The organism is Streptomyces sp. AC555_RSS877, assembly GCF_019049245.1.
Taxonomy (GTDB): domain Bacteria; phylum Actinomycetota; class Actinomycetes; order Streptomycetales; family Streptomycetaceae; genus Streptomyces.
In genome coordinates, this window is sequence record NZ_JAGMUK010000077.1 from 60,680 (window position 1) to 84,534 (window position 23,855).

A 23,855-nucleotide genomic window follows, 5' to 3' on the forward strand; every position below is an offset into this window, starting at 1 on the left:
GAAAACACTGACCCGTAGAAATGACTGCATGAGTCAGGCACTGCAGAGTCTCCTCGATCTGCTCGACATCGAGCAGATCGAGGAGAACATCTTCCGCGGCCGGTCCCGGTCCGCCGTCGTCCCGCGCGTCTTCGGCGGGCAGGTCGCGGCCCAGGCGCTCGTCGCCGCCGGGCGGACGGTCCCCGAGGACCGCCTCGCCCACTCGCTCCACGCGTACTTCCTGCGCCCCGGCGACCCCGGCGCGCCGATCGTCTACACGGTCGACCGCATGAACGACGGCCGCTCCTTCACCGCGCGCCGCGTCGTCGCCGTCCAGCACGGACAGCCGATCTTCGCGCTGTCCGCCTCCTTCCAGCGGCACGAGGAGGGCTTCGACCACCAGGCCCCCATGCCGCCCTCCGTCGACCCCGTCACGCTGCCCACCTCCGAGGAGCGGCTGCGCGGCTACGGTCACCTCGCCCCCGAGGTCGTGGAGAAGTTCCTGGAGGCCCGCGAGGCGATCGACCTGCGCTACGTCGACGAGCCGCCGTACGGCGCCTTCGGCGAGCCGCGCGAGCCGCACTCCCAGGTCTGGTTCCGCACCAACGGCAAACTCGCCGACGACCCGCTCCTGCACGTCGTCCTCGCCACCTACGTCTCCGACATGACGCTGCTCGACTCGGTCCTGCTCGCGCACGGCCGGGGCGGCTGGGCGGTCGGCGACGTCGTCGGGGCCTCCCTGGACCACGCGATGTGGTTCCACCGCCCGTTCCGCGCCGACGAATGGCTCCTCTACGACCAGGAGTCGCCCTCGGCCCACGGCGGCCGCGGCCTCGGCCAGGCCCGCATCTACACGCAGGACGGCCAGCTCGCCCTCTCGGTCATCCAGGAAGGCGTGGTCCGCGCCCCCAGACGCTGAGGGCTCAGGCCAGTCCCGCCTCCGACAGCAGGTACGCCGTCATCGGGTCGTAGTGGCGCGGGCTGACCACATGGTCGTCGAGCGGGACCGACACCTGGACCGTGCCCTCCGACTCGGCGAGGAACAGCGCCGGGTCGTTGCAGTCGGCGTACCCGACGGAGTCCACGCCGTGCTGCCCTGCGTAGCCCGCCCAGCCGTGGTCGGCGACGACCAGGTCGGGCAGCGGGCGGCCGTCCCGCTCCAGGGCGGTGAGGATGGCCTTCATCGGCTCGCCGGAGTGCGTGTGCCACAGGGTGGCGCCGTGCTCCAGGACCGCCACGTCGGCGAACTGCATGACGTACCCCTCGTCCGTCTGCAGCCCGTCCGGGATGACCACGATCTCGCAGCCCGCCGTGCGCAGGGCGGCGGCCGTGGCCCGGTGCACGTCCAGCAGGCCGCCGGGGTGGCCGGTCGCGAACAGGACGCGCTGCTGCCCGCCGGCCGCCTTGCGCAGCCGGCCCGCCATCCGCTCCAGGCCGGCCACCGTCAGCTCGGGGTCGATGGTGTCCTGGCCGTAGCGGTACTCCGGGTCGTCGTTGACACCCACCCGCTCCGCCATCACCGCGAGCACGTCCTGCTCGTCCGTCCAGCGGTCGCCGAGCTCCAGGCCGAGCCAGAAGTTGCGGACGCCGTTGGCGAGCTGGCGGTAGTGGGAGAGGTTGTTCTCGCGCGGCGTGGCGACGTCGCCCGCGATACGGGTCTTCACAAGGTGCTCGACGAGCTCGTCGCGGCTGGGTGTCCCGGATATCGGCATGCCCCCATTGTGAGGCAGAGCCGGGTGCGAACACCCGTCGTCCCGCGCGCTGCGACGTGGGTCACGTGGTGCCTCCCCGGCGAGGTCAGAGCCGCCGCAGCGCGAACCACAGCTCCATCCGTACGTCCGGATCGTCCAGGTCCGCCGCCAGCAGCGCCGCACACCGGGCGATGCGCTGCCGCACGGTGTTGCGGTGCACGCCCAGCGCCACCGCCGTACGGTCCCAGCTGCCGTGCAGCGACAGCCAGCCGCGCAGCGTCTCGGCGAGCACCGGCGTGAGCGGCGCCAGCAGTGCCCGGGTGTGCGCCTCGGCCTCCTCCTCGGGGACCAGGTCGGCGAGGGCCGGGCGTGCGCCGTGCCGGACCAGCGGGGTGCGGGTGGCGCGGGCCCGGGCGAGGGCACGGCCCGCCTGGGCGTCGGCGGAAGCCCACGCGCCGGGTCCGACGGCGGCGCTGACGCCCAGCGTCCAGCCGGGCTGCGCGGCCGGTTCGCGACCGGCCGGCACCAGCACCCGTACGACGTCCCGCGCCAGGTCGACCAGCGGGGACCCGAGCGACGCCCCCAGGGCGGAGGCCGCCACGGCGTCGGGAGCGTGACCGTCCGGCCGCGCGTGCACGACGACCCACCTCTCGCCGCCGAGCAGCGGTGCGACCGCCTCCGGCGCGGCACCCAGCAACAGCCGTACCAGCGCCGAGGACCTGGCCGCCCCCGAACCGCTCTGCTGCTCGCCGGTGAGCAGCGCGAGCAGCACGGCGGCGACGGAGGCGATGGTGTGGTCACCGGCGTCCCGCCGCGGCGCCGCCACCCCGAGCACGAACCCCTGACCGGCACCGAGGGCGTAGGCGGCGAGACGGGTGCCGGCGACGGTGTCGGTGGCCGTGGTGGCGGAGGCGCGCCCGGCGAGGTTCCGGGCCAGCTCGGCCAGCGCCTCCCGCACCTCCGTCGTCCGGGCCGCACCCCCTCGCTCCGCTCTCTCCGCCGCCGCGATCTCCGTCCCCTCCGGCCCGTACAGCACCGCCCGGCCGCCCACGCGCCGGGCGAGCTGCCGTAGGACGGAGGGGACCGGGTCGGGGCGGGAGGCCGCGGCGGCCAGGCTCTGCTGGGCCTCGGTGACGCGGCGGAGTTCGGCCAGGCGGGCCTGGGCCATCAGCTGCCAGACCGCGCGGGCCACCCCGGAGAAGGTGGTCTGCGGCGGCACCTCCACCAGCGGCAGCTCGTACGCCTCGCAGGCCGCGACCAGCGCCCGCGGCACCGTGTCGTGCACGGGCGCCAGCCCGAAGCCGAGGGCCGCGCCACCCGCCGCGACGATCCGGGCGACGTAGTCGTCGAGGTACGGCCCCGAGCCGGCCGCCTCCGGGATGTGCACCCCGGCCGTCAGCAGCAGCTCGCCGCCCAGCAGGTACGGGTACGGGTCCGCCATCTCCGAGGTGTGCGCCCAGTGGATGACGACGTCCGCACCGGCGGGCCCGGCGATCTGCCGCAGAGCCAGGTCCTCGCGGGCCAGCAGCGAGGCGAGCGGTACCGGTGGGACGGGAGGGACGGCGGGCTCCGGCATGGTGGATGTTCTCTCCATTCGAAGCGGCACGAATGGAGGAAACGTACACTTCCGGGGCTCTTTCCGGCCACCTAGGGTCGACCCACGAACCGGCGGTACGGCCGCGGGGTTCCGGCTCCTCAGTAGGGTCGTACGAGAAGTAGTACATAACGCAGCAAACGCTCCATGCGCGATGACGCAGAGGAAAGAAGGCAGTACCTCATGAGCAGCAACGAGACGCCCCGCGGCCCCGTCGACTCGTCCCGCATCCCGCGGTACGCCGGTCCCGCGACCTTCGCCCGGCTGCCCCGCCTCGACGAGGTCGGCCGCGCCGACGTCGCCGTGGTCGGGGTGCCGTTCGACTCGGGCGTCTCGTACCGGCCGGGCGCCCGCTTCGGCGGCAACGCGATCCGCGAGGCGTCCCGGCTGCTGCGGCCGTACAACCCGGCGCAGGACGCGTCCCCCTTCGCGCTGGCGCAGGTGGCGGACGGCGGCGACATCGCGGTGAACCCGTTCGACATCCACGAGGCCGTGGAGACGATCGAGGCGGCGGCGGACGACCTGCTGGGCACGGGCGCCCGTCTCATGACCCTGGGCGGCGACCACACGATCGCGCTGCCGCTGCTGCGGTCGGTCGCGAGGAAGCACGGCCCGGTGGCGCTGCTGCACTTCGACGCCCACCTCGACACCTGGGACACGTACTTCGGCGCGGAGTACACCCACGGGACCCCGTTCCGGCGGGCGGTGGAGGAGGGCATCCTCGACACCTCGGCCCTCTCCCACGTCGGCACCCGAGGCCCGCTCTACGGCAAGCAGGACCTGACCGACGACGAGAAGATGGGCTTCGGCATCGTCACGTCGGCGGACGTCTACCGGCGCGGCGCCGACGAGGTCGCCGACCAGCTCCGCCAGCGCATCGGCGACCGCCCGCTCTACATCTCCATCGACATCGACTGCCTCGACCCGGCGCACGCGCCCGGCACGGGTACGCCCGAGGCGGGCGGCATGACCTCCCGCGAGCTGCTGGAGATCCTGCGCGGCCTGGCGTCCTGCAACCTGGTCTCGGCGGACGTCGTCGAGGTGGCCCCCGCGTACGATCACGCGGAGATCACGTCGGTGGCGGCATCCCACACGGCGTACGAACTGACCACGATCATGTCCCGCCAGATTGCAGAGGCCCGCGCGAAGTGACTCACGACCACGACCTGGTGCTCCGTCCGACGGCCGCCCAGACATCAGCCGCCCTGAACCCGCCCCCCGGGCGCAACGGCGGAGACCTGGTCGTGGAGACGCTGGCCGGGCTCGGCGCGACGACGGTGTTCGGCCTGCCCGGTCAGCACGCCCTCGGCATGTTCGACGCCCTGCGCCGCTCCGACCTGCGGTACATCGGCCTGCGGGTGGAGAACAACGCGGGCTTCGCGGCGGACGCGTACGGCCGGATCACCGGCGAGGCGGCCCCACTGCTGCTGTCGACGGGACCGGGCGCGCTGACCTCGCTCGCCGCCCTGCAGGAGGCGGCGGCCGCCTCCGCCCCCGTTCTGGCGATCAGCAGCCAGATCCCGACGGCGGGGCTGGGCGGCGGCCGTCACGGCTATCTGCACGAACTGCCGGACCAGTCGGCCTCCTTCCGGGGCGTCGTGAAGTCGGTTCACACGGCCCGCGCCCAGTCCCAGATTCCGTCCGCGATCGCGGAGGCGTGGAAGTCGGCGCTGACGGCCCCGCACGGCCCGGTGTGGGTGGAGATCCCGCAGGACGTCCTGCTGGCCGAGACGGCCATCCCCGTGGTGACCGGCGGCGACGCCTTCCCCGAGGAACTGCCCCCGCGCCCCGAACTGACGGCGGTGGCAGCCGACTTGCTGTCGCGTGCGGAGAGGCCGGCGATCATCGCGGGCGGGGGAGTCGTACGGGCGGACGCGTCGGGCAAGCTGAAGCAGCTGGCGGAGAAGCTCCAGGCCCCGGTCGTGACCACCTTCGGAGGCAAGGGCGCGTTCCCCTGGCAGCACCCGCTGTCCCTGCAGTCCTGGCTGGAGGACCGCCACACCACGGACTTCCTGGAGGACGCGGACGTCCTCCTCGTCGTCGGCTCGGGCCTGGGCGAACTCTCCTCCAACTACCACACGTTCAAGCCACGAGGCCGGGTCATCCAGATCGAGGCGGACCTCGGCAAACTGGAGTCCAACCATCCGGCCCTCGGCATCCACGCGGACGCGCGACTGGCGCTGCAGGCTCTGCTGGAGACGGTGGACACGGTCGAGCCGAGGCAGGACGGAACCGTCCACGAGCGGGTCCGTGACCTGCTCTCGCGAGTGCGCACCCGCATCGACTCCCAGGAACTCACCCTGGAACAGGGCGTGTTGGCCTCCGTCCGCAAGGCACTGCCCGCCGCATCCCCGTCCTTCTGGGACATGACGATCCTCTCCTACTGGGCCTGGTCGGCCTTCGACGCGAAGTCCCCGAACACCATGCACTCTGCCCAGGGCGCCGGCGGCCTCGGCTACGCCTTCCCCGCGGCGCTCGGCGCGGCGGCCGCCGACCCCACCCGCCCGGTACTCGCGGTCTCCGGCGACGGCGGTGCCCTCTACTCGATCGCCGAACTGGCCACCGCCCGCCAGTACGACCTGAACGTCACCTGGCTGATCGTCGACGACGGCGGCTACGGCATCCTGCGCGAGTACATGACCGACGCCTTCGGCGAGGCGACGGCGACGGACCTGACCCGCCCGGACTATGCGGCGCTGGCCGAGTCGTTCGGGGTGCCGGGGGTGCGTACGACCCCGGAAACCCTGTCGGACGACTTGACGAAGGCGCTGATGTCACCCGGCCCGGCGGTGGTCGTACTCCCCGCGGTACTACGGATGTTCGCGCCGACGCACCTCGGCTGAGGTGAAACGCTGAGGGCCCGACCACGCAGCCGGAGAGAGGCCCTCATGCAGAGCGCAGCCGACTTCATCGCCGACACCTACGGGCTCGGCGCCGGGCCATGGACGACGACACCGGTCACCCGCGGCGCGCTGGGCCAGATCTGGAAGTTGACGGGGAACGGGAGCAGTTCCTCGTGGGCGGTGAAGGAGCTCCTCTTCGGCTGTGACGAGGGTCAGGTCGACCGGGAGGCGGCACTGCGCAACGCCTCGGAGCAGCTGGGCATCTCCTCGCCACGGCTCATGCCGAACAGAGACGGTGCGTACGTCTCCCGGCTCACGCCCCCGCTGGGCGGGTCGTACGTGAAGCTGTACGACTGGATCGAGGGCACGGACGCGGACGCCTCCAAGCCGGAGATGCTGAGCTGGTGCGGCCGGACCCTGGCCCTGCTCCACCGGGCGGGAGAGAGCGCCGCCATCGGGGCGCCGAGTGCCTGGTACGAGCAGTGCCCTCAGGAGGCCGACTGGGAGAAGCTGCACGAGGAGACCCGGCGGGCCGGCGTGCCGTGGGCGGACGCGCTGGGCCGGTTCATCGCCACGTCGGCAACGGAGTTGGCGCGGTACGTCACGCCGTCCGACCCGGGAGACCTGGTGACGTCCCATCTCGACATGCGGCCCCAGAACGTGCTGGTCGGCGCGGCCGGGCCGGTTCTCCTCGACTGGGACAACGCCGGGGTCATATCGGCGGAACGCGAACTCGCCCGTGCCGTGTACGTGTGGGCGGGCGGGAACGACTTCCACGCCGCATCCGCACGGCGGTTGGTGCGGGCATATCGGGATGCCGGAGGCCCCGGGGTCCTCAAGGGCCTGGACTCGTTCTCGATGCTGTTCGCGACGGACCTGAACTACGTCCGCGTACAGGCCGAGTGCGCGGTCGATCCGACCGTGACCGCCGAACAGCGCGAGTTCGCGGGCGGTCAGGTCGTCGCCTCGCTGCGGAAACTGCCGGACCTGGCCGCCGTGTCCCGTCTGGTGGAAGCGGTGGAGGGCCCGGCCTGATCTCGTCGGCCGGGCCCCTGCCGCCCTGCTGCTACCAGATCGCCTCGACCCACTCCGGGTGGTCGATGAACGGGTTGCGGTTCTTCTGGTACGTGTCGTAGATGACCTGGTTGCGGCGCTCCTCGAAGGCGTCCGGCGGGTCCGCCTCGTTCCAGGCCTTGAGGACCGAGAGGCGGCCGTGGAGGGGGACGCTGCCGTTGGTCACGGCGTCGTTGGGCTCCAGGTCGGGCCAGCTGTCGTCGCCTTCGTAGCGGACGGCCATGTAGAGGATCATGCGGGCCACGTCGCCCTTGACGGCGGCGCGGGGCTCGAAGGAGTTCGAGTCGGTGAGGCTGCCACCGGAGTTGGTGAAGCTGCTGCCGCCGTTGTCGAAGTCCTTGTTGCCACGGATGCTGTTGACCTGCACGTCCTCGGGACGCAGATGGTGCAGGTCGGTGCCGGGACCGGCCGAGGTGCCGAAGTCGCCGTGGGACTGCGCCCACACGTGCTCACGGTTCCAGTTGCCGGTGTTGCCGCCGTTCAGGGTCTTGCTGCGGGAGATCCCGGAGTAGAGCAGCTTGACGTTGGCGGTGTTGTTCGGGTCCTGGTCGGTGACCTTCAGCGCTTCCCAGACGGCCGAGTACGAGAGCTTCGTCTGGGGGGTGATGATCGTGTGCAGCGAGGACTTGAGACTCGTCCCCGTCTTGCCGACCGCGTTCTTGTAGTACGTCGTGTCGTACGCGGTCGTCGTGGCGGCGGCCGGGGTCGCGGTCAGCGCGGGGGCGGTGAGGCCGACCAGGACGGTGGAGACGGCGAGCGCCAGGGGCTTCCAGCGGCGGCGCGTGCGTATGGGGGTCACGGGCATCGGGGGTGTCCGTTCTACGCGGGTTGATTGAGCAGGCAATCGGGATCGTGACATGGACATGCGAGCGTGTCCATGAATCGAACATGTCCATCAGGTGACTGGAACCGACAATTTGCCTCTTGTCTACGCGAGTTGACATACCAAAACGGCCCCCGATCGTAGGGTCAGGGGCCGTTGGGGCGGGGGGCCGGATCAGCCGACGTCCGACGCGTCCAGCCGGTAGACAGTCGACTGGCTCTGGGTGGACGAGGACGTGTCCGAGTTGGAGTCGGAGCTGGAGCTGGAGTCGGTGGCGGAGGAGCTGTACTCGCTCTCCTTCACCGCCGTCCCGTTCTTCTGCACCCACTCCGTGACTTCGGAGGTGACTCCGGAGTCACCACCCGTGCCGCCGCCGCCCATCCCGCCGCCACCGAGCTGGATGTAGTGCAGCTCGCCCTTCTTCACCAGTTCCTTGAGCCTGGCGAGGGTCATCGCCTTGTCGCTGCCGGACCAGCCCCACATGGAGATGACGGGTTCGCCGCTGCTCACGATCAGCTGCGCGGCACTCTGGGAACTCGACACCGCCAGCAGCCACTTGGCGCCGTCCTGGTGCTTCTCCAGGTACGAAACGAGCTCGCTGCTCGCGCCACCCATGTCGCCGCCGCGGCCGGTGCCGCCGGTGCCTCCGGGTGGCGTACCGCCCGTCGCACCGGTACCGCCGGGAGCTTGGCCGCTCTGGCCGTCGCTCTGGCCGCCGGGCAGTTCACCGTTGCCGCCGCCGGGCGTCATCTGGCCGCCGCCGTCCTGGCTCGGCGGCTGACTGCCTGCCTGGCTGCCCGCCTGACCGCCCTGCTGCGTACCACCGTCCGGCATCTCACCGCCGCCGAAGCCGCCCCGGCCGCCGCCCGCGCCGCCGAAGCCGCTGCCCGTAGAAGGCCCAGCGGTCGGGTTGGTACCGCCGCCCATTCCGCCTCCGCCGCCCGAACCGGACGGCACCGACCAGGCGTACGCCGCAGGGCCCGCCACCGCGGCGACGATGGCCGCGACCACCGAGGCCGCCAGCAGCCGTACCCGGTTGCCGGAGCGGAAGCGGAAGACGAGCAGACCCGCGATCGCCAGCGCCATGACCACCGCGATCGTCGGCCACAGCCAGGTGTTCCAGCCGGAGGCCCGGCGCAGCAGTACGACGGACCAGAGCGCCGTGACCGCCAGCGCCGCCGGCAGCACCCACGCCCAGCGCCGGTCGGCGCGGAAGGCGCGCAGCAGCAGGACGCCGCCGCCCCCGCACAGCGCCGCGATGCCCGGAGCGAGCGCGGTCGTGTAGTACGGGTGCATGGTGCCCTCGGCCATGGCGAACGTCAGGTAGTGCAGCGTGGTCCAGCCGCCCCAGAGCACCAGCGCGGCCCGTGTCACATCCGTACGCGGCGCTCGGCCACACAGCACCAGACCGCCGGCGCAGGCGATCGCCGCGAAGGGGATCAGCCAGGAGATCTGGCCGCCGAGGGTGTCGTTGAAGAGGCGTCCGAGTCCGGCCGTACCGGAGAAGCCGCCCCCTCCGCCGCCGCCCCCGCCGTTGCCCTCGCCGCCGAAGATCCGGCCCAGGCCGTTGTAGCCCATGATCAGGTTCCAGGCGCTGCCGTCCGTCGAGCCGCCGATGTACGGCCGTTCGGACGCGGGCACCAGGGACACGGCGGCCGCCCACCACAAGCTGGACACGGCGAGCGCCACGGCCGCCAGAACCAAGTTCACGATCTTCTTCCTCCAGCCGAGCCTCGACGCGTACACGTACACGGCGAAGACGGCCGGCAGGGCGATGTAGCCCTGCAGCATCTTGGTGTTGAAGGCGAGCCCGAAGCACACCGCGGTGCCGATCAGCGGCAGGAGCCTGTCATTGCGGACGGCCCGCAGCGCCAGCGCCGCACCGCCCACCATCAGCAGCACGAGCAGCGTGTCGGGGTTGTTGTCCCGGTTGATGGCGACCGTGATCGGCGTGAGGGCGAGCACCAGCGCTGCGACGGCCGCCGCCGCGTGCCCGAACACCCGCCTCACGGAGGCGTGCAGGATCCAGATCGTGCCGAGCGCGGCCGCGATCACCGGCGCCATCATCTGCCAGGTGCCGTACCCGAGGATCCGGCACGACAGGCCCATGACCATCAGCGCGAAGGGCGGCTTGTCGACGGTGATGAAGTTCCCGGCGTCCAACGAGCCGAAGAACCAGGCCTTCCAGCTCTGCGTGCCGCTCAGCACGGCCGCGCTGTAGAAGCTGTTCAGGCCCGAGCCGGACAGGTTCCAGGCGTAGAGCACCGCCGCCAGGATCATGATCGCGATCAGCGCGGGGAGCGACCAGCGGGGTGCCTTGTCCGGCGGCGCCGCGGGCGGGGCCGGCGGCGGCTGTTCGGGGGTCACGGTCGGGTGGGGGTGGGGATCGGTGGCTGATGTCACCCGGGCACGATGCCTGCGCCGGATGGGTGCGGACTGTGCCTTGCCTGGGGGGAGGCTGTGGATGGATGAGATACCGGTAAGAGTGTGCGGCTTGGTGCACCAGGTGTTCTGTCCCGGGAGGTTGTGGAGGGGGCACGCAACGGACAGCTCCCCCGGAGTGATCTCCGGGGGAGCTGTCGTCTCACATGTCCCGCGAGGGCCGGCAGAGCCCCGCGTCACACCCTGTCACCAGGGCGGACATGGCAAGCCACTCGCTTTCCTCGGCTCCAGGAACTCCTCCCGGAACACGTCCAGGGAAGCCCTGAGCAGAGGAATGTCGATCTCCGGACGGACGTAGCTCAGCCGGGCCGAACTGTCGTCGAAGCGGAACTCCAACAGGAGCTCTTCCCGCTGGCCGTCGATCATCTCGACGACTTCCATCGACTCGTAGTCATTGTGGTCGCTCAGGATGATCGGACCATGAACTGACGCCCTTGGACGGAGAACGATCTCATAGCCATCCCTCGAACTGGACTCGACCGCCGCGCGTGCTCCATCGGGCGCCACGGCCTGTTGCGCCATCCATGATCTTGAGCTCCTCCCCACCGAATACAGAACGCGCCTGTCGAGGCGCCTACGCCCGGGGGCCCACCAGATGCTGCTGGTGGGCCCCCGGGTGCATGAAACGGGACAGGCTGGAGCGGATCAGTCGACTTCGTCGCTGCGAGCACGCACGAGAGTCTCGGTGGCCTCGCGCAGAGCCGCCTTCAGCCTCTCTCGCTCGTCCCGCACTTGATCCACCTTGCGGCCCGAGGCATGGTAGGCCGTCTCGAACTCGACCCATGCCTCGTAGGCGAGGCGCAGGGCCTCGGACCCGGCGTGGCCGATCTCGAACTTCCGCCGCAAGGTCAACGGCGGCTCATGGCGGCCCATCCACAGCTCCAGCCGTGCATGAGCGGCCATGTACTCCGCTGCGACCAGTACCACGTCGTTGCCGACGATGTTGCTGCCGATCACCTGAACCCCGAGGTTGAGGTCTGGCGACGCGGTCGGTGTACTCAGGAGCTCGGGCGCCTCCCAGCTGCGAGGCTGGTCCTTGATCCATTCCCAGCCGTCCGATGCCACTAGCGGAGCCTCCTCTGTGGGTAACTCGAGTTCAGCAACCTGCCTGCGATGTTGTCCGAACTCTCATCCGGAATACTTACCCCCCCGGCTCTGAGGATCATCGCGCAGTACGTGACGCAGTTCCTCCGCTGGTTGTCGTGCGGGCCGAAGTTATGGTCCTCCGTGGCTTCCTGTGCCAGGCGCGCATTCCTGGCGTTCGCCAACGGAACCCGGATCACGATGGTTCCGGGGGCATGCTGGGCAGTCCGTACTCGGCCGATGGAGTCCTCGCCCTCACGCGAGCCTGCCTCGGTGTGCAACGTCCTGCCGCCGTGCGTCACGGCGATGGAGGCGTGGCCTTTCCGGTCGTCGAAGAAGACGTCCGCGTAGCCCGCGTCACCACAGTTGTGGGCGAGAACCGGTGTCGCCCCCGCCGGCACGTAGTACGTGTGGACGTCCGTGACGGTCAGGTTGTGGACCGTCGCCTTCTTCGCCGTCCGCGCCTCGACCGCGCTGATCTGGATCCAGGTGCCCGAGGACGTCTGGAGCCACTGGCCCGGCTTCAGTTCACCGGCGTCGACCCATTCCCGCAGGGACGGCACCCAGCAGGGGTGGCCGGCCGTCGCGGTGACCGTCGTGGTGGTCTTGGACCGGCTGTCCGACGGGCCGTCAAGGATCGTCAGCGTGATCCGCACCAGGTCCTTGCTGCCCTTGCCCACGATGGTCGCCGTGGCCGTCTCCAGCCCGCAGCACCAGGTGCCCACGCTGAGCGACCTGTCGGGCGCGGTTGCCGACGAGAACTCCACGCTGTATCGGGAAAAGTCCCAGCGGCGCCTGCCGAGGTCGCTGGAAGAGTGGAAGACGACCTCGTACAACACGACCCGTCGATTCCGCGTCGTCACGGCCACCGGTATTGAGGCCGGACACGTCAGGGCTACGCCATCACCACTGAAGAACCCGAAGCTCCCGGCCAACTGGCTGTTGACCGGGAGCTTCGCTCACGTACGGGCGGAGATCTTTCGTCCCGCCGCTATTTGGTCAGTCGCTGCGCTCAGCGTCCCAACGCGTCATGGTTCATTCAATGATGCACATGGTCGCTGAGGAGAAGGGATCCCCCGTAGTTGGTCCTTCAGGGACCCACCTCAAGGTCTCAGAGAAGCAATGTTTATCTCGGTCACATGGTTGGGTCGTGGACCTGGTACATGTGGCGTAATGAGGCAATGGGCGTTCTGCCCCACCCGTTCCTCTGGACCGCCGCCGTCTCTCGACGGCGGATGGTTCATCATTCCGGAGCAAGAGACCCGAGCTCGATTTCCTCAAATACCCGAGACCACCAGGAATCCTCATCCTCGAAGACCTCAGGGTCTGCATCGCCGGCCTCGGTAACAACCTGCTCCACCAAGGCGTCATAGGAGTCATCCTCCTCTTGAACACCAGAGAAGATGAATCCTTCCCAGATCTCCAGCATCCGCTGAAAGGTGTACAGCGATGAATTCACCCTTGTGAAATCGCCCTCCGTACCCTCATACCCCTTCTTGATCCAGACCGACCCATCAGCCACCGAGAGCCAGTAACTGTTGACTCCGTCTTCGAAGTCACCGAGGAACACCGCAGGCCCCACCCTGGGGAACTCCTGGAGGTGCAGTTCGCGGCGCGCATTGCGCACGAACATCCGATTCGAGTCATTCGGCAAACCGCGTTCGGCCAGCAGTTCTGCGTCGGCACTCCTCAACCCCGCAGACCGCAAAGCCACTTGCTCGAAGGGAAGCCATCGAATTGCACTCACACCGTACCTCCAGGAGCACCGAGAACCTACAACCGCCCTTGCCGGATAGCAGTCAGACCGCGCCTGAGTGCGTTCATGCCGTCTCTTCTGCCTTTCCGATCAGGGCCATACTTGTAGCTATATGTTACCGGCACCCCTCCAGGGGTGTTCCTCCCAAGCCAGGCTGAACAGTTCTGGTAGTCGGAACCGCACGGCTCCAGCTCGGTGTAAATTCCCTTCAGACTGCTGGAGTCAAGCCCCAGCGAAGCCCAGGCTTCCACGGCCAAACGTTCCGAATGACGCCCGGAGCTACGCCTCACGATGTGCCTTGTGGCTCCGTTGGCATCCTCGTAGGCCACTACTGCGACGTTTCTCCCGCCGGTAGTCCACCCGTTGTCCTTGCGAGCTTGGATGGCGACCTGGCTGAGGTTGTCACCACCGTAAGGAACTTGTGTCGCACCACAGTTGTGGACGAGAACCGGCGCCTCACCGGCGAGTACGTAGTACGTGTGCGCGTCGGTGACGGTCAGGTTGTGGACCGTCGCCTTCGCCGTCCACGCCTTGACCGCGCTGATCTGGATCCAGGTGCCCGACGACATCTGGACCCACTGGCCGGGCTCGAGCTTGCCCGCGTCGACCCATTCCCGCAGGGACGGCACCCAGAAGGGGTGGCCGGCCGTGGCGGTGACGGTCGTGGTCTCGGCCTTGGCGGAGGAGCCGTCGTGGATCTTCAGTGTGATCCGGACGAGGTCCTTGCTGCCCTTGCCGATGATGGTCGCCGTGGCCGTCTGGACGGAGGTCTTCCCCGTCCTCGGGTCGGTGGCGAGGACCTTGTCGCCGGCCTTGACCTTCTCGATCGGCTTGGTCGAGCCGTCGGCCATCAGCACCCGGGTGCCGGGCTTGAAGCTGTTGGACTCGCAGGCCGCTGACTGGACCTCTTCCTTGACGGTCTCCTTGACCTCCTTCGCGACCTTCTTCACCGCCCGCTTCACCTGCGACGGTTTCGGACGGGGCTTCGGCTGGGAACGCGGCTTGGCGCGCGGCTTGGGACGGGCCGCTGCCTTGCGGGCCGCCGCACGCTTGGCCGCCGCCTTCCTGGCCGCCGCTCGCGCCGCACGGGCACGGGCCTGGGCTGCCGCCCTACGCGCCGCCGCGCGCTTGGCCGCCGCTCGTGCCGCCGCCCGCTTGGCGGCCGCTCGTTTGGCCGCAGCGGCCTTGCGGGCCGCCTCTCGGCGGGCCTTCGCCGCCGCGCGCTTCGCGGCCTCGAGGGCCCGCTTGCGGGCCAGTGCCGCGGCACGACGGGCCGCCGCCTGGGCCGCCTTGCGGGCCGCGATGATCGCCGCCCGGCGGGCCGCCGCGCGGATCGCCGCCTGGATGGCGATGCGGGCCGCGATCCCGATCAGGATCGGGAAGAACTCGCCCGACGGGTCGGAGAAGGTGGCCGGTGCGTTGTTGCTGTAGGCGTAGGGGTTCATCGTGGCCGGCTGGCCGTAGTCGACCATCGGGTCGACCTGGATGAACCGTCCCGTCACCGGGTCGTAGTCACGGGCGCCCAGGCGGGTCAGACCCGTGTCCTGGTCGACCGTCCCGCCGACGAAGCCGCGCTCTCCGGGCCAGGTGGAGGGCTGTTGGCCCCGCGCCTCACCGAACGGCATCGACTTGCGCCGCGTGACGCGCATCGCCGGGTCCACCATGTCCACGACCGTGTGGGACGTGCCGTGGTGGTCGGCGAGCATCATCTGACGGACCCCGCCGGTCGCGCGGACCATCGTGGAACCGTCCGGCAGAGGGTAGAAGCGTTCCGCCTTCGCGCTGGTGTTGGCCGCGTTGACGGTCAGTTCCGCGTCGGCGAGGTAGAGCGTGCGACTGCCGTCCGCGCCGGTGCGGATCAGGCGTGCGCCGTCCGCGCCGTAGAGGTACGACGTGGTCTTCGTGCCGCCGCCCTCGACGGGCTGGGTCACCTTGCGGAGCTGGCCCTCGATGTCGTACTCGAGGGTCTGGTTGGTGCCGCCGTGCTGGCGTCCGGTGGTGTTGCCGGCCTTGTCGTAGGCGAAGGTGTTGAGGCGTTCACCCTGCGGGCCGACCGACTTGATCTCGGCCAGCGCGTTCGGGCCGCCCACGCCCTCCTTTCCGTACAGGTAGGAGCGGGTGACGTCCTTGGCGGTGTCGCCCGCCGGGTCGTGCTCGACGAGGGTCTTACGGTTGCCCGCCGTGTCGTACGCGTACGAGTTCCAGTAGGCGTCCGGGCCGCCGACGGTGTCCTTGGACGGGGCCGCCGTGCAGTCATCCGTCTTCGCCGTCCAGGCCGAGGACATCTGTCGCAGCTGGTCGTAGACGAAGCACTGCGTGTCCGTCCCGCCCGCTCCGGGCGCCGCGCTGCCGGGCACGTCGGTGATCTTGGTGACGTTGCCGGCCTCGTCGTACCCGTACCGCGTCTCGCTGATGCGGCCTGGGGCGACCGAGCGGTCGAAGGTGGCCGTCTGCAGGCGACGGGTGAACTCGTCGTAGACGTAGGTGCCATACACCTTTTTGCCGGCCGGTCCCGCGTCGGTGCGCAGGATCTCGCCGAACGCCGAGTACTCGACGTCCGCGAGGTACGTGGACGCGCCGCCGATGGCGATCGGCAGGTCGTCCGTGTTGTAGCGGAAGACGACCCGCTCGGTGACCAGACCGCCCACACCTGGCACGGAGACCCAGGCGAGGTTGCCGGTCGGCGTGTAGGAGTACTCGTACTCGTACGTGCCGGCCACGCCGGTCTCCTCGGCGGGGATCACCGTCTGGGACTTCTTCACCCGGTAGGCGTTGTCGTAGTCGGTGACCTCCTCCCGGTACTCACGGCCGCCCTCGTAGCGGATCTGCGCGGTCGGCAGACCCTTGTAGAGGGAGTCGTAGGTCCACTCCAGGCGCTTGGGGCCGGTCTCGCTCCCCTCGCGCAGGGTGGTCAGGCGTCCGCCGACGTCGTACGTGGTGAACAGGGACCGGCCCAGTGGGTCGATGGTCTCCACCACGTTGTCGGAGCTGTCGTACCGCATCTCGGTACGGCCGCCGTCGGGGTCGGTCGAGGCCGTCTGGCGGCCCCGCTTGTCGTACTCGAAGGAGGTGACGGCGCCGCCGGGGGCGGTCACCTTGCGGAGGTTGTCGAGGTCGTCGTACTCGTAGACGGTGTCCCGCCACTTGGTGCGCTCCGCGTTGGTGTACTCGCGGAGCCGCTCCGGGCGGCCCTCGGCGTCCTCGAAGGTCGCCGTGACCGTGTCGCCCTTGGGCGGGATCGTCGTGGAGACGTCCCCGTCACGCTCGGTCGTCGTGCGGAGCTTCTCCGTGCCGCGGTAGTACGTGATCTCCGCGGTGGGCTGGCCCATGCCGTCGAAGGTGATGCGGTTCTGGGACGGGACGTCGTTGTCCCCGACCAGGAGAAGCTTCGCCTCGGGCTCGGCGACGTTGTAGTAGCCGTCGTTCTCCTTCCACACCCGCCCGGCGCTGTCGTAGAAGGTGTCGTTGACGATCCGGCCCGCGCCGACCGCCTCGTCCTGCGTCTGCCGCTCGCGCAGCAGGCCGTCGAGGATCTCGTACGACACGGCGTACTGGCCGTTGTCCTTCAGGGTGCGCGAGGTGACGATGGTCGGACCGTCGCGGCGGACGGTGTAGTCGTACGTGGCCGTGGGCGTCTGGGTCGCCGGATCGCGGTCGATCTCCCAGACCTTCAGGAGCCGGCCCAGCGGGTCGTACTCCATCGTGGCCTTCTTGCCGTTGGCGTCCTCCTCGGTCAGCGGCAGGCCGCGGACGTCGTCGAACACCGTGGTCTCCGTGTGGCCGAGCGGGTCGTGCGAGACCTGCTTGGTCGGCCGCGCGACGGTGACCGGCGTGTACTCCATCCACGTCTTGCGGTTCTCCGCGTCCCAGGTCGCGGTCTCGCGGCCGTGGATGTCGTACGCGGTCTTGTCGATGGTGACGTAGCCGTCGCCGGTGCCGTTCAGCTCCTGCACCTCGGTGGGCAGCCCCTTGGTGGGGGCCGCGCCGAAGGCCAGGTTGTCGTAGAGCGTGCGGGTGTCCTCGACTACCTCGCCGCCGGTGGTGCCGCAGGCGCCGAGCGTCGTCTTCTCGCGGGACTCCGACTCGATCAGGTACGCCGTGGTGTTGCGGGCGTAGCCGACCGTGGAGCAGCGGACCTTGCCGCCGGGTGTCTTCTCCTCGACCTGGTACGGCAGGCCGTAGCTGTCGTACTTGGTGGTCTCGGTGGAGGTGCGCCAGGTGTCGCCCTTGACTCGCTCGCGGGTGCGGACGGTCTCGGGGCGGGTCATCCACGCCTCCAGCGGCGTGGTTCCGGCACGGGTCCGGGTGGCCGTCTTCACCGCCCAGGGGGTGGTGACGGTCGCGGAGTCGATGGCTCCGCCGTCGGACTCGTAGGTGATCTGCTCAAGGAGTTGCCCCTGGTACTGGGGCAGGTCGTCGTGGTTCGTGCCGTCGCTGGTGGCGACGGACGAGCTACGGGTGCCGGAGGGCATCTTGTCGCCGTGCAGGCCGCGGAAGTAGCGGTGCTCGGTGAGCTGCTTGACGTCGTCGCCGGCGCCCTGCCGGGTGCGGACGCGCTGGTAGCCGCGGTACTGCGACCAGGTGCGGTGCTTGTTCTCGGTGAACTCGCTGTCGTCGTAGGCCCATCCGGCGCCGTCGAGGAACTGGTAGCTGGTCACCTTGACGACGCTGTCGGTGATGACCAGGTCCTGTTCGCGGACCTCGGTGGCGACGTACTTGTGGAACCAGTCCTTCACCGGTGCGAGGGCACCCTTGGGCGTCCAGTACTGCGGGAAGCAGCGCATGGTGTTGGTCTCGGGGGACGCCGGCATCCGCTTCGGCTCCAGGGCCTGGCAGTCACGCGGCGAGTAGGTCACGCCGATACGGCCGCCGGTCTCGGTGTCGATGGCGTGGATCCGGTAGCGGGAGAAGGGCGGCAGGCCCTCCACCTTGTCGACGCGGTTGTCCATCTGGAGGCCGGCGAAGGTGACCTTCGGCATCTCCGCGGTGGCGCCGGCACCGTGGCCGGTACGGGTGATCGACTCCAGCCACAGGGCCGGGGAGGTGCCGTCACCGGTGGGCGGGTATGTCTGCTCCAGAGTCCAGGAGTCGACAGGCTTCAGCGCGGTGCCGGACAGCACACTGGTGCTGATCTTCGTCAGACGCTTGGTCGACCAGAACGTCGGCGAGTACTTGTCGGTGCACTTGGCCCCCGACGCGCACTCCTGGTCCAGCGGGGTGTCCGGCCAGCGCTTGGCGTTGGCGGTGGTCCGCTTGGACTCCGCGCAGTCGAACGCGGCGTCGGCGATGCACCGTTCGGCCAGCGTGAACGCGACCCGGCCGGCCGGCTGGACGCCGAACAGCTTGTCGGAACGCAGGCCGTAGTCGATGCGCGAGAGCTGCGCGTTGCGGTCGTAGGACGCCTGCTGGTCGGCCTTCATGTTCTGGCCGTAGAAGTTGGCCCACTTGGTCCACCACAGGGTCATGGCGTCACCCAGCGGGTCGACGACGTAGTCCAGGTTCCAGCGGTAGACCTGCTTGCAGTCTGAGTCCATGAACGCGGTGGCGTGGCACGGCTCGTCCGGGTGGTTGCCGAACACCGGCACCGTGAGGGCCGAGTTGGTGACCGTGCCGTCCGGGGCGCCCGGCAGCTTGTTCAGGCCGAAGTGGTACTGGGTGCCGTCGGTGGTGGTCAGGACCCAGTACTCACCGTCCTTCGAGCCGTTGGCGGCGCCGCTCTTGCGCTGCAGGCGGGAGCCGTCGTCGTCGGCGGGACGCCACTCGTCGGTGCCGTCCTTCTTGACGAGTTCGGTGGTGTTGCCGCCCAGCGACATCACCACGTGGTCCGAGCCCCAGCACAGGTCTCCGCTGTCGCCGGTGTTGTTCGGCTTCAGCTCCTTGCCGGCGTCGTCCTTGATGGCCGCCTTGTCGTCCGAGCAGGAGCGGTAGCGCCGCTCGATGAAGCCCGGCTCGTAGTCCCAGCCCTCGGCGATCCACGAGGACTGCGCGCTGGTGGAGGCGGTACGGCCGTCCACGGCCTGCGAGGAGTAGGACAGTTCGACCTCGGGCTGCGGGCCGCCGGGGACCTCGGGAGCCTCGATCGGGTACGCCCAGGAGAACCCGCCGGAGGACGAGCCCGCCATCCATGAACCGGAGGGCGACAGTGAGGTGGCCTCGTGGCTGCCGCCGGGCCCTGAGGCGTCGGCGGTCGCGGCGAGCACCGTGGGTCCGGCACTCGCGGCGGCGAGGTCGACGCTGGCGGTCACCGTCTTCGCGGCCGGGTCGTTCGCGCCGGGCAGTGCGGTACGGGTGCGGCAGCGCTCCAGCTCGGGCGTGGTCAGCGCACAGGCGGGAAGCCGGTGGAGCCGGAGCCGGGAGCCCCAGTCGCCGCCGTAGGTGTCCTTGAAGGTCTTGTAGTCCAACTCCAGTTCGACGGAGCCGGATGCGGCGGGAGCCGTGCTCTCGGCCGCGGGTGCCGCGGTGAACAGCACTCCCTGTACGCCCGCCTTGCGGGCGGCGGCCGTGTCCTGGACCTCGACCTGAACGGCGGTGCCGACGTCGGCGGCCGCCTGTTTCGGGGTCAGGCCGCGGGTGCGGACGCCCTTCTTGGCGGTGGATGCCGCGGTGGATGTCTGTCGGGCTTTCACCATGCTGGTCCGCAGGGCGGTCGAGCCCGGGGCCGCGTCGGTGATGAGCGACGCGCGCTGCGGCAACTTGTCACGGCTGTCGGTCACCAGCGTCGTGAACGTACCGGTCGCGACCTTGCCGGCCGCCGGCCTGAAGTCGCCCGCCACGTCGTCGCGAACCTTCGGGCGCTTCTTGCTGAACTCCCGTCCGGGAACGGACGGATCGCGCTTCACATCGGAGATCCGAGTACTCCCGGAGGCGGCGCTCGCGTCGTCGGGTATCAGTCCGACGAACAGCATGAGCCCCACTAACACGGAAACGGATCTGTGCCAGTGGCCGAGATAGCGTAACTGTCTTATGAAATGGTCCACTAAAGGACCTCCCCCTCACTCTGTGTGACCGTTGAACGGTCAGACAGTAAGCGCTCTCGATCATCCTGACAAGTAATTCCAAGGCCATGCGACAACCCCCACTTCTCCCATGGGTCCGTAAAGAATTCCCCTGTTGACGTGTACTGTTCGGCGTCGCGGCCCGCGTGAAAGGGCGCGCAGCGACCCCCGAAAGGGGCTCGCATGGCAACGACTCCGGGGGGATTCGCCCATGCCACAACCATCCCGAAGACAGCGCCCGACCAGGCGCTTAGTGCGCACCGCACTCGTCGCGGCGCTCGCCGGCGGGACGCTCGGGCTGACACCGCTGACACCGATGACATCGCTCACGGCCGCGGCGGCCGACACCGACTCGACCACGGTGACCGAGACCGCCACGAACGCCGAGGAGCACGCGCTCCAGGAGGCCGCCCGGACCGGGGAGCCCGTGGAGGTGGCGTCCGCCCGCACCGAGACCAGCGAGACACACGCCTTACCCAACGGGAACCTGCGCCAGACCCAGCACACTCTGCCCGTCCGCGTGAAGCGCGAGGGCGCCTGGACCCCGGTGGACACGACGCTCACCGAGGTGACCGGCCGGATCTCGCCCAAGGCGGCACCTGGTCACGTCACGTTCTCCGCCGGCGGCGACACCCGTCTGGTGACCCTCGCCGACCAGGGCGGCGAACTGGCCCTGACCTGGCCGAAAGCCCTGCCGGAGCCGGTTCTCGACGGCTCCACCGCGACCTACCGCGAGGTGTTCCCCGGCGTCGACCTGGCGGTCCGGGCGAGCCTGGACGGTTTCAGTCAGGCGCTGATCGTGAAGACGCCCGAGGCGGCCGACCGTCCGGAGCTGGCGGAGATCGGCTTCGGTCTGCGCACCGAGGGCCTGGACGTCCAGAAGGACACCGAGACGGGCACGCTCCGGGCGGTCAACGCGGCCGGGCAGACGGTGTTCGCGTCGTCCACGGCCCGGATGTGGGACTCCTCGGGCACGGCGGAGGAGGAGACGGCGCCGCAGACGGCCTCGTCCGGGACAAAGGCCCGGACCGCCTCCTCGTCCGGCAGCGCCAAGTCGCTGCGTACGGCGGGTGCCGCCACGGTTCAGGCCGCGGCCGCCGATACCGAGCCCTCCCCGCTCACCCCCGGCACCAAGAGCAGCGAGGTCGGCGTCGAAGTCACCGACGACCGGATCTCGCTGATGCCGGACCAGAAGCTGTTGGACGCCGCGGACACCGAGTTCCCGGTCTACATCGACCCGCGGATGACCGGTACCCGCGAGGCCTGGACGATCGCCTACAAGCCGCATCCGACCAGCAGTTACTGGAACGGCACCGGCTGGGACGGCGGTACGACGAGCGAGGCGCGCGTCGGTTACGAGTCGTCCACGGGCGGCACGGCCCGCTCCTTCTTCCGCGTCGGCTCGAAGTTCCTCGCGGGCGTGAAGGTGATCGACGCCCAGTTCCAGATCACCGAGACGCACTCGTGGTCCTGCACGCCCAAGCCGGTCGAGCTGTACCTGACCGGTTCCATCAGCTCGGCGACCACCTGGAGCAAGCAGCCGTCCTGGTCCACCCGCCAGGACAGCCGCAGCGTCGCCCACGGCAACGAGGACTGGGGCTGCGCGAACGCGCCGGTCGACTTCGCGGCCAAGGACGCGGCGGTCAAGGCGGCGGCCGCCAAGTGGCCCAACATCACCTTCGGACTGCGGGCCCCGCAGAGCGCGGAGGACAACAAGGACGAGTACAGCTGGAAGAAGTTCAAGCCGGACGCCAAGCTGATCGTCGAGTTCAACCGCCTGCCGAAGGCGCCCTGGTCGCTCGACACCATCCCCAGCACCAAGGTCAGCAGCACCGACTGCGGGAACGGTTCGTCGTACGTCACCCTCGGCAACACGGACGTGAAGCTCACCGCGCAGGTCTGGGACCAGGACGGCGGTGACGTCAACGTCCAGTTCCACCTGTGGGCGACGGGCAAGCACGACGCCTCGCCCGGGATCATCTTCGACAAACGGGTGAAGGTCACCGTCAAGGCGAGTGACTCCAAGGGCGCGAGAGCCCAGGTCACCGTGGGCAAGGACCTGCTTGCCAAGTACATCACCGCCAGCAACGGGCAGTTCTCCTGGAAGGCGCAGGCGGAGGACACCGCCGACGCCGCCTTCGCCTCCGACTGGACGCCGACGTCGGGCGCGGCCGGCTGCCGCTTCGGCTTCGACCCGAACGCGCCGACCGTGATGCCGGTCGTCGACTCGAAGGACGACCTGTACCCGGAGACGACGCCCGACATCGAGCCGGTCGAGGGCGCGCTGGCCCGCACGGAGGGCGTCTTCGAGTTCGGCGCCAACGGCGTGTCGGACACCACCGAGTACCTGTACGGCCTGGACCGCACGCCGCCGAGCACCTCGGCGAAGCCCGCGGCCAAGGGCGGCGTGGCCCAGGCGAAGATCACTCCGCTCACGCCGGGACCGCACACGCTGTACGTGCGCATGGTGGACGCGGGCGGCAACGTCGGCCCGGTCTATCCGTACCGCTTCTATGTGAAGAGTCCGGGCGTCATGGACAAGCCCGGCGACGTCAACGGCGACGGCATGCCCGACTTCTTCGCCGTCGACGGCACCGACAACCTGCGTCTGTACGGCGGCATCGGTGGCGGCAATATGGCGACGATGCTCCCGCTCTCCTCGGGCGGCGGCTGGAGCGGCTCCCTGCTGACCCACCGCGGCGACTGGACCGAGGACTTCTACGAGGACCTGGTGGCCCGCCGCTCCGACGGCAAGCTGTGGCTCTACCCCAACGACGGCCAGGGCGAGTTCACCGAGGACACCAAGCAGGAGGTGTACGTCTTCCCGGACGCGGAGACGGACGTGGCGCTCAACCCCTCGACGATCAAGCAGATCGTGTCGATCGGCGACGTCACGCCGGACAGCGAGGCGTACAACCCCGACTTCGTCGCGGTCATCGGCGACCAGTTGTGGTTCCTGCCGGGCTACACGTACGGCACGCTCGACTCCGGATACCTCATCGGCGCCGTCGGCTGGGCCAAGATGCAGCTCGCCTCGCCCGGGGACGTCGACGGCGACGGCTTCACCGATCTGATCGCCCGCAACACCGAGAACGGCGAGCTGTGGCTGTACCACGGCCGCAGCCGGGGGGACGCGGACGGCGACGGGGTCCCCGACGGCGGCACCGATCCGGCGTCCCTGGGCCTCGGCTCCAGCCGCACGCCGTACGCCACCGGTTGGACCATGGCGGCCCGTCCGTTGTTCACCGCCTCCGGCGACACCGACGGTGACGGCGTCCCGGACCTGTGGGCCACGACGGCGAACACCACGGCGGGCCTGGTGTTCGTGCCCGGCCGCAGGAGCGGCCTGGTGGGCCCCTCGGCGGTGGTCGGCGGCGGCGGCTGGCAGACGATCAAGTCGATCTCCTGACCCGGACTGCCGGACTGCCGGACTGCCGGACCGCGGAACGAGGCGGCCGGTCGCACCACGCGACCGGCCGCCTTTCCTTTCGTCCGGCGGACAGGCGGACGCCGTCCGAGCCTCGATCCACCGACGTGGTTCTGACGTGGTCTCCGAGGGTTTGCGGGGCGGGTTC

The 23,855-nt window shown here is 69.8% G+C and carries 14 protein-coding genes; 5 read left to right on the top strand and 9 right to left on the bottom strand.

The window, feature by feature from the left end; translation table 11 throughout:
• The first annotated feature begins 28 nt into the window (after positions 1-28).
• Positions 29-898: an acyl-CoA thioesterase II gene (locus KUM49_RS30955; protein WP_217240273.1), complete on the top strand. Its 870-nt coding sequence runs from the start codon at positions 29-31 to the stop codon at positions 896-898.
• Positions 899-902: 4 nt separating this feature from the next.
• Here the strand turns inward: KUM49_RS30955 and KUM49_RS30960 are convergent, their stop codons facing one another.
• Together KUM49_RS30960 and KUM49_RS30965 are read right to left on the bottom strand one after the other, a co-directional pair.
• A complete protein-coding gene (locus tag KUM49_RS30960; RefSeq protein WP_217240274.1) occupies positions 903-1,691 on the bottom strand; it encodes a phosphatase in 789 nt (262 codons plus the stop codon).
• An 85-nt stretch (positions 1,692-1,776) separates the two neighbouring features.
• Positions 1,777-3,246: a PucR family transcriptional regulator gene (locus KUM49_RS30965; RefSeq protein WP_217240275.1), complete on the bottom strand. Its 1,470-nt coding sequence runs from the start codon at positions 3,244-3,246 to the stop codon at positions 1,777-1,779.
• 201 nt (positions 3,247-3,447) lie between these two features.
• Here KUM49_RS30965 and speB point away from each other — a divergent pair, with 201 nt between their 5' ends.
• Genes speB through KUM49_RS30980 form a run of 3 tightly spaced genes read left to right on the top strand, consistent with a single transcriptional unit; the run spans position 3,448 to position 7,142 of the window.
• On the top strand, positions 3,448-4,416 hold the full coding sequence (gene speB / locus KUM49_RS30970; RefSeq protein ID WP_217240276.1) for an agmatinase: 969 nt from the start codon (positions 3,448-3,450) through the stop codon (positions 4,414-4,416).
• Positions 4,413-6,107, top strand: a complete 1,695-nt coding sequence (locus KUM49_RS30975) for a thiamine pyrophosphate-binding protein (RefSeq protein ID WP_217240277.1) — start codon at positions 4,413-4,415, stop codon at positions 6,105-6,107. Before speB ends, KUM49_RS30975 begins: the two co-directional genes overlap by 4 nt.
• A 45-nt stretch (positions 6,108-6,152) precedes the next feature.
• Positions 6,153-7,142, top strand: coding sequence for a phosphotransferase enzyme family protein (locus tag KUM49_RS30980; RefSeq protein ID WP_217240278.1), 990 nt, complete (start codon positions 6,153-6,155; stop codon positions 7,140-7,142).
• Between the two features lie 31 nt (positions 7,143-7,173).
• Here the strand turns inward: KUM49_RS30980 and KUM49_RS30985 are convergent, their stop codons facing one another.
• From KUM49_RS30985 to KUM49_RS31015, 7 genes are all read right to left on the bottom strand, one after another.
• Entirely contained in the window at positions 7,174-7,986 is an 813-nt protein-coding gene (locus tag KUM49_RS30985; RefSeq protein ID WP_217240279.1) for an endonuclease I family protein, read from the bottom strand.
• 192 nt (positions 7,987-8,178) lie between these two features.
• On the bottom strand, positions 8,179-10,407 hold the full coding sequence (locus tag KUM49_RS30990) for a glycosyltransferase family 39 protein (protein WP_217240280.1): 2,229 nt from the start codon (positions 10,405-10,407) through the stop codon (positions 8,179-8,181).
• A gap of 225 nt (positions 10,408-10,632) precedes the next feature.
• Positions 10,633-10,968 (bottom strand): hypothetical protein, encoded by a 336-nt coding sequence (locus KUM49_RS30995; RefSeq protein WP_217240281.1) that lies wholly within the window; start codon positions 10,966-10,968, stop codon positions 10,633-10,635.
• Between the two features lie 123 nt (positions 10,969-11,091).
• Positions 11,092-11,511, bottom strand: coding sequence for a hypothetical protein (locus KUM49_RS31000; protein WP_217240282.1), 420 nt, complete (start codon positions 11,509-11,511; stop codon positions 11,092-11,094).
• Entirely contained in the window at positions 11,511-12,392 is an 882-nt protein-coding gene (locus tag KUM49_RS31005) for a polymorphic toxin-type HINT domain-containing protein (RefSeq protein WP_308406818.1), read from the bottom strand. The genes KUM49_RS31000 and KUM49_RS31005 overlap by 1 nt, the downstream gene beginning before the upstream one ends.
• A 380-nt stretch (positions 12,393-12,772) precedes the next feature.
• Positions 12,773-13,276: an SUKH-4 family immunity protein gene (locus tag KUM49_RS31010; protein ID WP_308406819.1), complete on the bottom strand. Its 504-nt coding sequence runs from the start codon at positions 13,274-13,276 to the stop codon at positions 12,773-12,775.
• Positions 13,277-13,302: 26 nt separating this feature from the next.
• Complete coding sequence (locus tag KUM49_RS31015; protein ID WP_217240284.1) at positions 13,303-20,190, bottom strand: polymorphic toxin-type HINT domain-containing protein; 6,888 nt, start codon at positions 20,188-20,190, stop codon at positions 13,303-13,305.
• A gap of 343 nt (positions 20,191-20,533) precedes the next feature.
• Between KUM49_RS31015 and KUM49_RS31020 the strand changes: the two genes are divergently transcribed.
• Positions 20,534-23,689 carry a VCBS repeat-containing protein gene (locus KUM49_RS31020; RefSeq protein WP_308406820.1) on the top strand — a complete coding sequence of 1,052 codons (3,156 nt, stop codon included), beginning with the start codon at positions 20,534-20,536 and terminating at the stop codon, positions 23,687-23,689.
• The last annotated feature ends 166 nt before the right edge of the window (positions 23,690-23,855 follow it).

What these genes read in the sequence shown, in the direction of transcription:
- speB (WP_217240276.1), top strand. Translation starts at nt 3,448, where the DNA reads ATGAGCAGCAACGAGACGCCCCGCGGCCCCGTCGACTCGTCCCGCATC.
- KUM49_RS30985 (WP_217240279.1), bottom strand. Translation starts at nt 7,986, where the DNA reads ATGCCCGTGACCCCCATACGCACGCGCCGCCGCTGGAAGCCCCTGGCG.
- KUM49_RS30995 (WP_217240281.1), bottom strand. Translation starts at nt 10,968, where the DNA reads ATGGCGCAACAGGCCGTGGCGCCCGATGGAGCACGCGCGGCGGTCGAG.
- KUM49_RS30980 (WP_217240278.1), top strand. Translation starts at nt 6,153, where the DNA reads ATGCAGAGCGCAGCCGACTTCATCGCCGACACCTACGGGCTCGGCGCC.
- KUM49_RS30955 (WP_217240273.1), top strand. Translation starts at nt 29, where the DNA reads ATGAGTCAGGCACTGCAGAGTCTCCTCGATCTGCTCGACATCGAGCAG.
- KUM49_RS30960 (WP_217240274.1), bottom strand. Translation starts at nt 1,691, where the DNA reads ATGCCGATATCCGGGACACCCAGCCGCGACGAGCTCGTCGAGCACCTT.
- KUM49_RS30965 (WP_217240275.1), bottom strand. Translation starts at nt 3,246, where the DNA reads ATGCCGGAGCCCGCCGTCCCTCCCGTCCCACCGGTACCGCTCGCCTCG.
- KUM49_RS31015 (WP_217240284.1), bottom strand. Translation starts at nt 20,190, where the DNA reads ATGCTGTTCGTCGGACTGATACCCGACGACGCGAGCGCCGCCTCCGGG.